The sequence below is a fragment of the Lactiplantibacillus plantarum genome, assembly GCF_014131735.1.
Classification (GTDB): domain Bacteria; phylum Bacillota; class Bacilli; order Lactobacillales; family Lactobacillaceae; genus Lactiplantibacillus; species Lactiplantibacillus plantarum.
Map to the genome: position 1 here is coordinate 2,525,002 of NZ_CP039121.1, position 13,123 is coordinate 2,538,124.

General features: G+C 44.5%; 12 protein-coding genes and 1 tRNA gene. 7 read left to right on the top strand and 6 right to left on the bottom strand.

Translation table 11 applies throughout. The annotated features are described in order from the left end of the window. Positions 1–173 precede the first annotated feature (173 nt). Entirely contained in the window at positions 174–1,481 is a 1,308-nt protein-coding gene (locus tag E5260_RS11955; protein ID WP_003644001.1) for an NCS2 family permease, read from the bottom strand. A 279-nt stretch (positions 1,482–1,760) separates the two neighbouring features. On the opposite strand from E5260_RS11955, the gene E5260_RS11960 reads away from it, so the two are divergent. Beyond that, the gene (locus E5260_RS11960; protein ID WP_003641099.1) at positions 1,761–1,922 is read left to right on the top strand and encodes a hypothetical protein; all 162 of its coding nucleotides are present in this window, start codon (positions 1,761–1,763) and stop codon (positions 1,920–1,922) included. A gap of 214 nt (positions 1,923–2,136) precedes the next feature. Here E5260_RS11960 and E5260_RS11965 read toward each other — a convergent pair whose 3' ends face one another. Further along, a complete protein-coding gene (locus E5260_RS11965; protein ID WP_003644000.1) occupies positions 2,137–2,610 on the bottom strand; it encodes a MarR family winged helix-turn-helix transcriptional regulator in 474 nt (157 codons plus the stop codon). A 168-nt stretch (positions 2,611–2,778) separates the two neighbouring features. Between E5260_RS11965 and E5260_RS11970 the strand changes: the two genes are divergently transcribed. The 6 genes from E5260_RS11970 to E5260_RS11995 all read left to right on the top strand — a co-directional run bounded on the left by E5260_RS11970 (position 2,779) and on the right by E5260_RS11995 (position 10,786). After that, on the top strand, positions 2,779–3,588 hold the full coding sequence (locus E5260_RS11970) for a LicD family protein (RefSeq protein ID WP_003641097.1): 810 nt from the start codon (positions 2,779–2,781) through the stop codon (positions 3,586–3,588). Between the two features lie 324 nt (positions 3,589–3,912). Next, a complete protein-coding gene (locus tag E5260_RS11975) occupies positions 3,913–5,442 on the top strand; it encodes a Ppx/GppA phosphatase family protein (RefSeq protein WP_003641096.1) in 1,530 nt (509 codons plus the stop codon). Next, positions 5,443–7,599, top strand: a complete 2,157-nt coding sequence (locus tag E5260_RS11980; protein WP_003641095.1) for an RNA degradosome polyphosphate kinase — start codon at positions 5,443–5,445, stop codon at positions 7,597–7,599. It begins immediately after the preceding gene. 2 nt (positions 7,600–7,601) lie between these two features. Then, positions 7,602–8,555, top strand: a complete 954-nt coding sequence (gene ppx / locus E5260_RS11985) for an exopolyphosphatase (protein WP_003641094.1) — start codon at positions 7,602–7,604, stop codon at positions 8,553–8,555. Between the two features lie 169 nt (positions 8,556–8,724). Continuing rightward, positions 8,725–10,158, top strand: coding sequence for a DHA2 family efflux MFS transporter permease subunit (locus tag E5260_RS11990; protein WP_003641093.1), 1,434 nt, complete (start codon positions 8,725–8,727; stop codon positions 10,156–10,158). 115 nt (positions 10,159–10,273) lie between these two features. Continuing rightward, the gene (locus tag E5260_RS11995; protein ID WP_003641092.1) at positions 10,274–10,786 is read left to right on the top strand and encodes a VanZ family protein; all 513 of its coding nucleotides are present in this window, start codon (positions 10,274–10,276) and stop codon (positions 10,784–10,786) included. 167 nt (positions 10,787–10,953) lie between these two features. Here E5260_RS11995 and E5260_RS12000 read toward each other — a convergent pair whose 3' ends face one another. The 4 genes from E5260_RS12000 to E5260_RS12015 all read right to left on the bottom strand — a co-directional run bounded on the left by E5260_RS12000 (position 10,954) and on the right by E5260_RS12015 (position 13,050). Further along, complete coding sequence (locus tag E5260_RS12000) at positions 10,954–11,184, bottom strand: hypothetical protein (RefSeq protein ID WP_003643998.1); 231 nt, start codon at positions 11,182–11,184, stop codon at positions 10,954–10,956. A gap of 267 nt (positions 11,185–11,451) precedes the next feature. Further along, a complete protein-coding gene (locus E5260_RS12005; protein ID WP_003641090.1) occupies positions 11,452–11,874 on the bottom strand; it encodes a Spx/MgsR family RNA polymerase-binding regulatory protein in 423 nt (140 codons plus the stop codon). 224 nt (positions 11,875–12,098) lie between these two features. After that, a tRNA-Asn gene (locus E5260_RS12010) sits at positions 12,099–12,170 on the bottom strand. A 97-nt stretch (positions 12,171–12,267) separates the two neighbouring features. Then, a complete protein-coding gene (locus E5260_RS12015; protein WP_021355846.1) occupies positions 12,268–13,050 on the bottom strand; it encodes a hypothetical protein in 783 nt (260 codons plus the stop codon). Positions 13,051–13,123 lie beyond the last annotated feature (73 nt).

Below are 13,123 nucleotides of genomic sequence, written 5' to 3' on the forward strand. Positions count from 1 at the left end.
GACTCTAGTATAGTCACCTCCAAAGCAAACCAACTTGACGCTCATCAAGTTTTAGCCTATTTCGCGTCAAAAAAAAGACTACCAACGTCATGTGCGTCAGTAGTCCGTTTAGAATTAAGTCATTTAAATTATCTGTAACTAGCCAATAACGTCGAGCTGACCACCTTTAACTGTCAGACATTTAATATCCACAAGAAGATAATGAAGATGAAGAACAGCACGTACATTAATGGATGAACTTCCTTGGCATGCTTAGTTGCGACCATCGTAATGACGTATGCAATGAAGCCTAAAGCAATCCCATCAGAAATACTATAAGTCAACGGCATCCCGATAACAGTTAGAAATGCGGGTACGGCAATTTCAAACCGTTCCCAACTGATCTGTTTTAAAGATTCTGCCATCAACACACCCACAATAATCAATGCAGGTGCAGTAACTTGATCCGTCACGACGTTTAATAACGGTGAGAAAAATAATCCAAGAATGAATAGCGCACCTGTAACAACTGCACTCATCCCAGAGCGACCACCGACCGCAATTCCGGCCGAAGATTCAACATAAGCTGAAGTTGGTGAGGTTCCCAACACTGACCCAACTAACATCGAAGTTGAATCGGCCATCAACGCTTTACCAACCCGCGGCATTTTATTATTTTTCATGAATCCAGCCTGTTCTGCCAATCCAACTAGCGTTCCGGCCGTATCGAAGAATGTCACTAATAAGAACGTCAAAACAACAATAATCAATTGTAACGAATTAATATCACCAATATGACCAAGCGCCACACCAAACGTTGGTTTCAACGAAGGTGCTGCCGAAACAATTGTGGATGGCATCTTAATCAAGCCAGTTGCTAGCCCTAAAATGGAGGTTAAAACCATCCCGATAAAAATCCCACCGGGAACTTTGCGACTCATCAAAATCAACGTGACGATCAATCCAAAAATAGTTAACCAGGTCGTTCCAACTGTCAATGATCCCAGACCAACAACCGTTGATTTGTTGGCAACAATTAAGCCACCACCATGAAGACCAATAAAAGCAATGAAGAACCCGATCCCCGCCGAAATTGCTAACTTCATATCCCGCGGAATCGCATCAATAATCATTTCCCGGAGCTTAAAAATCGTAATCAAGATAAAAATCACGGCTGCAACGAACACCCCAGCCAGAGCAGTTTGCCATTTAATGCCCATTCCGATAACTACGGAATAAGTAAAGAACGCGTTAACGCCTAATCCTGGTGCAATTGCTATCGGGTACTTAGCAACTAACCCCATCAATAAACAGCCTAACGCTGACGCTAAGGCCGTCGCGGTGAAGACGGCGCCCTTATCCATCCCCGAAGCCCCGAGGACGCTCGGATTAACAAATAGGATGTATGCCATCGAAACAAACGTGGTCAAGCCAGCCAGCACTTCGGTTCGCATTGACGTTTTCAATTCTGAAAAATTAAAATATGCCGCAATTTTATTCATGATTCCCTCCAAATATTCGCCTAAATTACAATTGCACAATTGTAAACGTTCGTGTTTTAGCGTTCTTTTAACGTATTTAATCGTATCATTTTGTTTATTTAAAAGCAATAACCGAACGCTAAATAATTTTGAATCTATTTAATTGCGATTTTCAATTTTAATGAGCCTGCGGTAGAATGAAATTGATAAAGCGTGTTCATTGCCTTAAAACCGCTCTTGGTCCTCACGACCCTCAGGCAAACAACGCGTCACGATTCTCCATACAAAGGTGTGATTTAAATGGCTGGTTCCAAAATTACGGCAATCTTCTTTTTAATCCTCTACGCCGTCCTACTCTACTTGGTCTTCACAATGCAGAACATGTTAGCCATGTACTTAATGGCTATTGGGATGTTTCTTGAAGCTTGCGAAGGGGTTTACCATAACTTCTTCAAGCATTGAGCGCTACACGTATCACAGTGAAGCAAGTACGCCCATTTGAGTGCTTACTTTCTATGAAACGACCCTACTTTAGTACAAGTGTTTTTATTCAATGGGTATTCGTAACAAAACAGACTTCTTAAGAATTGTGACAATTCCTAAGAAGTCTGTTTTTGACTAGCGACCAAAATAGTTGCTCATCAATACTAATTTAGTGGTTAGTCCCATGTACATCCTAGTGTAGAACGGGGTGTGACTGTGGCTCACCGAGGTCCGTGACCTGCTGGCTAAAGGTCCCCATCATCTTGAGCACTTGATCAATCTGTGGTGCGCCCAACTGGTTGACCCAGTGATCAAAGTGCTGGGTAATGGCTTGGTCGACAATCCGTTCGACTTGTTGTCCCCGTTCTGTTAAATGTAAGTAGAGCCGCCGCCGATCACGCGGATCTGGCACCTGAAAAACATAGTGTTGCATTAACAATGATTTGACTTGCCGTGAAATCGCGCTTCGCGTTACTTGTCGCTGAATTGCAATATCATTGAGTGTCACTTCATCAGTCGTGGCAATGCGCCGCAATATTAAAAATTGTTCAAATGACAGTTTATTTTGACTTAAAGGCCAAGCCACTAAGTCCATCATAATTTTGGTTGTATTTTGATATGCTTCAAAATAATCATTGAGAAGTTTGCTTAATTCGTCACTGTTCATCGCGATCACCATCACTTCATTAACTTTTGACCAAATATAACACGCCTTTAACTGTTTTGCATGAAATTACCCGTAAATTCCAACGTTAAGCATCCTCCCTAACAATTTTGTGCAACAAAGTGTATGATGAAAGTAGTTGAAACGCTTACGTAAAAAGGAGACGAGACCATGCCCCTGACACCCTTACATCAAGTTGAATTGCGCTTGATGCGTACCGTCATCGCAATCTGTGAGGCTGAAAATATCGATTACTTTTTGATCGGTGGTTCTTTACTCGGTGCTATTCGTCATCACGGATTTATTCCGTGGGACGATGACATCGACATTGGAATGCGCCGTCATGACTACCAGCGCTTTATCGCCGTCGCCAACCACCATCTTGATCCAAACAAATTTTTCCTACAAACCGGTGCCTCAGATCCGGACTATGCACTCAGTTATATGAAGCTATTAGACGTAAATACTTACATTGAAGAACGCAACAACGTCAATAATGCGTTTAAAGGCGTGTTCGTTGACATCTTTCCGTTTGATAAGATTCCAGATGACGAAGCCTTACGTCGTTCACAGATGTTACATTACAAATTAGCAGACGCTGCGATCCTGCTCAAATTGAATTACCGCTTTGTCAAAACACCACTGCGTAACTTGATTACGAAACACACACCTCAGCAATTAGCTGAAGTCAATCGCTATAAGCTGGAACGTGAGGAATACATGCGCCTGTACGAGCAGTCAGACTCCCGAACTTACAAAAATCTGGCGTCTCAATACGATTACGAAAAGGAAATTATGACCTATCAGGAATTGACCGAGCTAACGACCGTTCCATTCGAAGATATCCAAGTGAAGATTCCCAGTGCGTATGACACCATTTTGACCCGGATGTATGGTGATTACATGCAGCTGCCACCAGCTGATAAACGAGTTGAAAAACATCTGAACAAACTAATTATCGATAATCACGAAATCTTATAATATCAACTAGCGTGGTTCAGGCATACTCGTTACGGCTGAGCCACGCCTTTTTGGTATCTTGGATCAAACGTGCCAAGTTAGGTTAGCGTTCGCTACCGCTGAAACCGGGGTAATCATCACATCAACCACCTAACTAGTAAGATTCATACAAAGTTAATGATGGCCTTAATTACGCTTAACTTTCGTATAAAAACTAAAAGTAATCGCTAACTGTTTCACTACTAAAATACTAATTTAACTAACCCCAACCTGTGTTAAACTTAAATTAAATACATGACTTTAACCTTATTGGGGGTCAGGAAATCATAAAAATGGGGGATCGCCATGGCAGCAAAATTATTTGGAATTATGATGATTAACGTTCAGAGTATTGAATTGTCGATTGTCAATTTACGCACATTACGCCAAGTAGAACGAGTTCGTTCCGACGTTTCACTTGGTGAGGATATTTATGATCAGCATACGATCGATTATGATTCAGTGGAACAAGCCGCACAGGCACTGAGTGGTTTTGTTCAGATCATGAACGATTACGGCGTTAAGGACTACCATTTATGGGGGTCGTGGTCCTTGTCATCCGCTAACAATGCCGACTATATTCAAGACCAATTACTTGTCCGGACTGGGCTCAAGATCGACTGGTTATCTAGTAGTCAGGAAACCTACCTGCGTTCAGTCGCAGTTGCGGTACACTTTCCACGATTCAAGCAAATGATCACGAAGCCGACCTACTTATTAGGAATCAACTCTGGTAGTGTCGGTATTTCGCACTACGATCAGAGTAACTTTGTCTTCTCCCGTAGTCTCCGTTTAGGACCAGTTCGAATCGCGGAAGTTCTTGAAGACTTGCAATCGAGCGTGCCTAACTATGTCGAAGTTTTGGATGATTATATTTCGAGTCAAATCGTTGACTTTGGCCGCTTCTTGCCCGGGCGAAGAGATCAACCTAGTAACGTCGTCATGCTCGGCGTCGCGCCGTTTGCCACCCTCTTTCGCCAACAACAATCAAAAGCTGGCGTGGAGGAACTCAGCAAAGCAGATTTTCAAGCTTTATATGAGGACGTGTTGAACGCTTCTGACCAGTATTTAATGGATAAATACGAAGTTGATGAAGAAGACGTGCGCCTAATCGTGCCCGAATTACTACTTATTAACGAGTTACTACAACTCACTAATGCTGAGAAAATCTGGCTTGGCAACGTGACCGTGCTGGATGGGTTAATTATTCAAGAAGCCATTAAGTTGGGCTATAAGAAATATAACTTTAATGATCAAATCGTAACAGCAGCTAAGAACATTGCGGACCGGTACAACGTTGAACCCAAACATCGCGATTTGGTTACCAAATTCTCATTGCACCTATTCGACCAGCTCAAACCGCTACACCACTTAGGTAAACGGGAGCGGCTACTCTTACAAGTAGCGGCTATCGTGCACGACGTTGGGAGTTATATCGATCCACACCAACATTACTTACATTCGGACTATATCTTGCAGGCCACTGAACTCATGGGATTAACCGATACCGAAAAACGAATGGTCGCCCTGATTTCACGCTACCATAGCGCGCAAACACCATCAAAAGACATTCGCCATTTTGGACACTTACAAGTCGAACAACGCTTATTAGTCTCCAAACTATCCGCCATCTTGAGAATTGCGGACGCTTTGGATGACGGTCGCAAACAAAAAATTGATAAAATTTCCGTTTCAATTCGCAATCCACGGGTCATCATTACTTGCTTTGCTCATGATGACCTCTTCTTAGAAAATTGGGTATTCGCACAAAAAGCGGAATTCTTTAAAGAAGTCTTTGGTTTAACACCAGTGATTAAACTACGGGGGGTACGTTAAATGAATTATTATAAAGAAAGTTATTATACAAACCGTGAACTCAGCTGGCTTGATTTTAACTATCGTGTCCTTGATGAAGCACGTGATAAGGATAACCCCTTGCTAGAACGTGTCCGTTTTCTCGGGATCACACAGAGTAATCTTGACGAATTCTTCACGGTCCGGGTCGCATCATTACGTAAATTGATGTCAGTCAATTACACTAAACCGGATCCCGCGGGACTGACCGCTGCTGATCAAGTCAGTGCAATCAGTGATAAAGCCCACGAGATGGTCAAGCGTCAATACAATACATTAAACCGCTCGCTTTTGCCATTGCTGGAACAGCACGCGATTCATCTCTTGTCGATGGCTGATCTAAACGAGGAACAACACGCCTTTGTTAAGAACTACTTTGATGATGAGCTGTACCCGGCTTTAACACCGATGGCAGACGACTCTTCACGCCCATTCCCGTTCATTGGGAATAATACACTCAACATCGCCTTACGGATTTATAAAAATGGGGATAAGAAGGACCGCAAGTTTGCCACCGTTCAAGTGCCGGACGTCTTTCCTCGCGTGGTCGTTTTGCCAGGCGCACCGAACCAGTTTATTCTGATTGAGGAAATTATCAAAGCCTTTGTCGGCTCACTATTTATCAACTACACGGTCAAGGAAACGAGCTGTTACCGCGTCATGCGGGATTTGGACTTAGATGTCGCCGAAGAGGATACCTCGGACTTATTAAAGGAAGTTCAAAAACAATTAAAGATGCGTGAACGCGGTAAGGTCATGCGCTTAGAAGTCGAAAAGAGTATGAGCAAACATCAACGTACGCGACTCGCTAAAGCCCTTGGGATTAACGAAAGTGCGTTATACGTCATCAACGGTCCCCTCAACTTGACCTTCTTATCCAAGCTGGTGAAAGCTGTGCAGGGCCACGAAGACTTGAATTATCCAAAATACCACGCCTACTATCCCGCGAAGTACCGCGAACGATCCATCTTTGATCTTATCAAGGATCACGACATTTTAATGCAATATCCGTACGATGATTTCAAACCCGTTGTGGACTTTATCCATGAAGCTGCAGAAGATGAGGACGTGTTAGCCATTAAGATGACGCTGTATCGCGTATCAGCTGATTCACCGATTATCAAGTATCTCGGGCAGGCTGCCCAAAACGGCAAACAAGTAACCGTTCTCGTTGAAGTTAAGGCCCGTTTTGATGAAGAAAATAACGTTCACTGGGCGAAAAAGCTTGAAGAAATGGGTTGTCACGTGATCTACGGTCTGATCGGGCTTAAGACACACTGTAAGCTTGCCCTCGTTGTTCGGCGAGAAAACGAAGGTATCAAGCGCTACATGCACATGGGAACTGGGAATTATAACGATGTCACCGCCCATTTCTACACGGACATGGGGCTCTTCACCGCTGATACAGACATGGGAATCGATGCTTCCAACATCTTTAACATGTTATCTGGCTATTCTGAACCACCGTATTTCCACAAATTGCACATCTCACCAGATGGCATCCGCGACTTTATCAACGAAAAGCTAGACGATGAGATTGCCATTGCCAAAGCTGGTCAGCCCGCAGTTGTCAAAATGAAGATGAACTCATTATCCGATCCGCAGATTATTAGTAAACTCTACGAAGCTTCTCACGCCGGTGTTAAGATCCAACTGATCATTCGGGGAATTTGTTGTTTACGAACAGGCATCAAAGGTATCTCGGATAACATCGAGGTCCACTCGATCATTGGTCGCCTTCTGGAGCACAGTCGTATATACTACTTTAGCAACGACGGTGAACCACAAATTTACTTATCCAGTGCGGATATGATGACCCGTAACCTAAATCGCCGGGTCGAATTATTGTTCCCACTACTCCAACCTGAAATCAGTCACCGTGCGATGACAATTTTTGAAACAATGTGGGCTGACACGGTCAAAACGCGCATTTTGCAACCAGATAATACGTACGCCCGTGTGGATGGGCGCGGCTTAGAGGTTTTGGACTCCCAGGCCGAATTCATTCGCGAAGCCGAGCAAGCAGTCAAGGCTGATCACGGCGATACTACGCCCACTAGCAACGCGCACCAGTTCATTCCGATGATGAGTCCCAAGAATGAGCCGGATGCTTCAGATCTTGATAGAGAGGATGATTAGCGATGGAAAACTTTGCGGTCATTGACTTAGGTTCCAATTCATGTCGAATGACAATTACACAGATTCAGGAAGACGGTAGTTATGCGGTCACTCACCGACTCAAGGAAATGGTGCGTTTATCCGAGAATGAAAACGCCACGGATACGCCGACCCTTCAAGCCGAGGCCATTGACCGCACGATTGCAGCGCTAAAGTCATTTGCTGCCGTCTACAAAGACTTACCTAACTTAACTATCAAGGCCGTGGCGACCGCCGCAACGCGAAAGGCCAGCAACCAAAAGAAATTTCTCAAACGCGTTAAAAATGATGTTGGCCTAGATATCGAAGTGATTCCTGGAACAACCGAGGCCTATTACGATTACTTAGGGGTAGTCAATACGCTTCCAACGACTAACTGCGTCATGGTCGATACTGGTGGCGGTAGCTGCGAACTCGTCCTTATCGTAAACGGCCAAGCCAAGGACCTAATCAGTCTGCCAATCGGCGCGGTCAGTTTATCCGAAAAGTTCGGCCTCAACGACCAAGTTACCGCTAGTCAATTATTTAAAACGATGACTTTCGTTGATAAAATTTTTAATAGCGTCTGGTGGTTGCGAAACGGTCTCAACTTACCACTCGTCTGTTTGGGTGGTAGCAACCGAACGTTAGCCAAAATTAACCGGCGCAAATGCAATATCCTCAACTTTGAAGATATTCACGGTTATCGGCTACGTGACAACGCCATCTATGACACATTCAATACTGTCATTAGCCAGGATGCAGCTGGTCGCGCGGCTATTCCTGGATTAGCAAAGGACCGGGCTGATATTATTGTTGGTGGGATGATTCCTGCCATTAGTCTGATGCGCTTTTTAGATTCTGACCGGATGATTTTCTCTCAAAATGGACTGCGTGAAGGCATCCTATTCGAGCACCTGACTGCTTTAGCTGAACAAAGCGCTAAAGTCAGCGAATAAAAAAATCGGACTGACATTTTTATCAGTAGTATGCTAGGATTAAAACATTAATAAATTCATCAAGGTCGTCTTTGATGCTTGTATATCTTTACAACGGAATCTCCGTTGGTCAAGAAAAGCGTCGTTTCACATACGAAACGAGCTGGCCTTGATCAATGGAGGTTTTATTTTGTCTACAACAACACCTGTCATCCCAACCCAAACGAAGGTTGCAATTTTTGGCACCGCCAGTCTGGCTTTTTGCGGTATTTTAGTTGAAACATCAATGAACGTTACCTTTCCGACCTTGATGCACCAATTCCACACCACTCTAGCAACGGTTCAATGGGTCACCACTGCCTATTTACTCGCCGTAGCCGCTACCATGGTTATTACGGCGTTTATTCAACAACGCTTCCGTTGGCGGACAATTATTAACGTTGGCGGGGCTGGTTTCGTTCTTGGCGGTTTATTATGTACAGTCGCGCCACAGCTCTGGTTACTACTATTCGGTCGAATCATTCAAGCCATCGGAACTGGATTGGCATTACCATTAGTATTTGCGCAAATCATGACCCTGGTCCCTTTCACTGCTCAGGGTCGTTTTACGGGGACCGCTGGAATGTTGATCGCATTGGCCCCTTCACTCGGACCAACATATGGCGGCTTAGTGACACAACTATTATCCTGGCGCTTAATTTTCGGCATTACCCTACCGTTTGGTCTGATTGCTTGGCTGATAACGGCCAAAACTATTCGCCAAACGCAGGCACCACGGTCACGTCCGTTCCCCTTATGCCAATTCGGGCTAGTCGTCGCGGCACTCATCCTGCTGATTTTTAGCGTCAATAACCTTAGTACACATGGCTTAAGCTTAGTATTCGTCTGGTTACCACTGTTATTAGCGGTACTCGCCGTACTGACTTTTACCCGTTCGGCAACCCGAACCACGCACCCACTAATCAACCTGGCCGTCTTCCAACAGGGTGACTTTACCCGGGCGCTTCTCATTTACTTCTTCATTCAATTCATTCAGATTGGACTGACCTTTCTGCTCCCTAATTTTGCACAACTCGCTTTGGGTAAAAATGCGTTAGTGTCGGGCTTAATGCTATTAGCAGGAAGCTTATGTTCAGCAATACTATCACCTTTGGCTGGTAAATTGATGGACCGTCGCGGCATTCGGCGACCATTCCAAATTGGTAGTGGCTTTTTACTGTTGGCAACACTAAGTCTCGCAGGGTTAGCCCAGCATCTCTCGGTCGGCTTGATCATTGGCTTATTTGTTGGCTTTCAAATTGGGTTCAGTTGCTTATTTAACAATGCCCTGACGTATGGTTTACAACAATTGCCGCCCCAACTAATGGGCGATGGCAACGCGCTTTTCAACACCCTACAACAGTATTCTGGTTCGCTCGGTACCGCCATTATGGCCGTCTTGATTACATTGGGCACCCGCATGGCACCGAGTGCTTCGAGTACGATGCAAACCACCCTCGGCACCCAGATCGCACTCTGGTTCAGTCTAATTATCATTATGATTGTAGCTGCTTTAGCGCTGACTACGAAACCAATTGCGAATATGGCTGACGACCAACATCAATCACGGTCATCTAACCACTGATTTACTTGGGATTTGGTTAAGCCGTTAAAGGCTTCATTAAGCTTCACGTCTTCTTTACTTCTGACCACTGAGTTTACGGTAAGATACAGTTAATCCAAACCGAGGAGTGGTGTGCATGCGTTGGGAACCGTTCAGAATTATTTTAATAGTTGCAACACTAAGTTGTTTGGTGATTCTTGTCCACGTTCGCCAGCCACAAGCCCGGACGCGGCAGCTACTCGGCTTAGGTTACTTATTTGGCCTTAGTGTGATTTTGTTTACCCCGCTGTCATTCGACGGAACTGCCATCTACGTGATGCCAGCTGGTGTCGGCCAAGTGAACCTATCACGGTTGTATCTTCACGGGCTGGGCTTTATCGAAAATATCATTCTGACGATTCCCTTAGGCTGGGGAATTAAACGCCACTTTCATCACTACCCACTATTGGGCCTCGGATTAACGGGCTTGTTAGTGGGTGCCAGCATTGAAAGTCTGCAATATTTCATGTCACAACATTGGCTGATCAATCGCAGTAGCGATATCAACGACGTCATTGCCAACGCAACGGGTATCCTGATTGGCGGACTCGTGGCAGCTACCTTCCAATTTGTGGCCCAGCACCGCAAGACAAGCGTCACGGATTACTGATCACAACTGTATCCTGAAGCTTGCACCCCCTTGCTGGCTGCTTAATGCTCGACTGCGCCGTAAATCACGGCATGGCGCTCAACTTAAATTCACAAACGCAGTGACAAAAAGACGGTTGTTAGACCAATAATAGTCTAACAACCGTCTTTTGTGGCGTCTTCTCAATTTTAATGGTTAGTTGTGGACTTGTCCTCATGCGCGGCACGTTGCGCTTGCTGATCTTGATGCCAGCTAGTTGGACTCCATAATTGGCCTTCCATTGAACCCCGTAGACTCTCAATCTCAGCCTGTTGGTCATCGATGACCTTAATGATACTCTCCACAACAACTTGATTATCAGCCGTCTTCAAAGCGGCGAGTGCCTGGATCGCCCAGGCAGCCTGGTCTTGTTCACTCATTATGTTAAAATCTCCGTTTCCTTTAAGCCTTTTTACATTGTACACAAACCAACTGATTATACCAAGGAATCTGCTTACTCAGCAAAGGTAACGGGCGGTAATCGGCAAGTAAAATAACGCCCTACACTGCGATACGCTGTTAAGAAGACACGCAACCTAACGCGCCCTGGTGGCTGGCTGATATTGTTCTTTCGACAAAAAAACGCCCCATCAAGAATATCAACACAATTCTTGATGGGCCGCTTTCGTCTCAAACGCTAAATCCGATTAACCAACTGCTTGTTGATCATCGTCATAAAGTTTTTGTTGAATTTCACGTAATTCAGACTTACGTACCGAACGTGGCAAAAATGCCCGAATGTCCTCTTCGTTATAACCGATTTGTAACCGCCGACCATCATAAATGATTGGCCGCTTGAGTAATTGTGGTTTTTCAACTAATAGGTCCAATAACTGATTGAAGCCTAAGTCCGACAAATCAATGTGTAATGCTTTGAAAGCCTTAGAACGCGTTGAAACGATGTCCTCGAAGCCATTTTCAGTGAGCCGGAGGATTTGTTTCAATTCATCGCGATCCAGAGGATTAGCAATAATGTCGCGTTCATTAAATGGAATGTTATTCTCAACTAACCATGCTCGTGCACTACGACTAGACTTGCTGGACGTTGAATAATATAAGTTTACTGTCACGATGAATTCCTCCTAAGTTTCAGCAAGTGACTTTACACCACTTACTTTAATATAGTAAGTATACGGTTTTAGTCAAGAATAGTCAAGGTTTGTCAGAACTTTTTTAGTTAATTATTTCTAAAGTTCTGCCAGCCAATTACCCATCAAATGCCAGCGCTATTCTGTACTTGTGCCGACAAAAGCGGTACCTCACGAGATACCGCTACTTAACTAAACATGACCAACTGCCCGGGCTGGGATCGAACCAGCGACCTCTTGATTAACAGTCAATTATTCTACCGCTGAACTACCGGGCAATGATTATGTCTGTATTTATACACGCTTTTATGATAAAAAACAAGTCCTTTTAAAAAAAAGTCACACTAAATTCACATAATTAATATGATATCCACCTCAAACAACGTACAAACCTAACCACGATACCACGGAAAAGTCCTGTTTTGAAAAGCGTTGTGCCAGTGTATTAGTGATTTCTAATTCACTCAATGTCGTTTTTAACTCAAAGTAGTAATCCCCACGCTGATTATGCAGTGCCAGTTGCCAGCTACCTAAATCATCCCAGCAAGTCGTATCGGGAGCGGCGTGTTGATGCTTAAACAACACGTGAAAAGTCGGCTTCCACGTCTCGTGATCGTCTCCTGTGATACGGATCAAGCGACACACTTCCCGGTGACAACGAATCGCTGTCCGAACACCAACGATAATACCTGCCACCATCACCCCCGCACCAAGTGCCAACCCAAGTAATAACAACCGGGTTAATAGTGGCGTTGCTTGCAATTGCGAGCTAATCACAATCGTCGCACTCATCATGAGCCAGACTACCAATACCCAGCCATTGAGCCAGTTCAAGGCGACATCGCGAGCATGTCGATACACTGCTAAGCGGTATTGTTGATCATTGTTGACCACTCGTTGTTTAGGGGCCACAGTTGAATAAACCACCGCCATATCATCATGAAACGTATAACTAGTAAGTGGTTGGAAGACCGTCGTCATAACTTGTAACGTCGTCTGTGGCATGTATTCGGCAATCAGCTGGCGTGCTTGTGGGACTTCTTTAAACTGATAACTCAGACCGTGAATCGCCGTCAATTGATAGCCCCACGCCGCCTGCCGATTGAGCCAAGCAACCTCGGCAGCAGAGCCTTTAAGAAAAAAGCGTCGTTTTTGCATACTAGGAATCCTCCATTTCACACCGATTTGAGTCCCCATTATATGCCGATTGGTCTACATTTCAAATATTCAT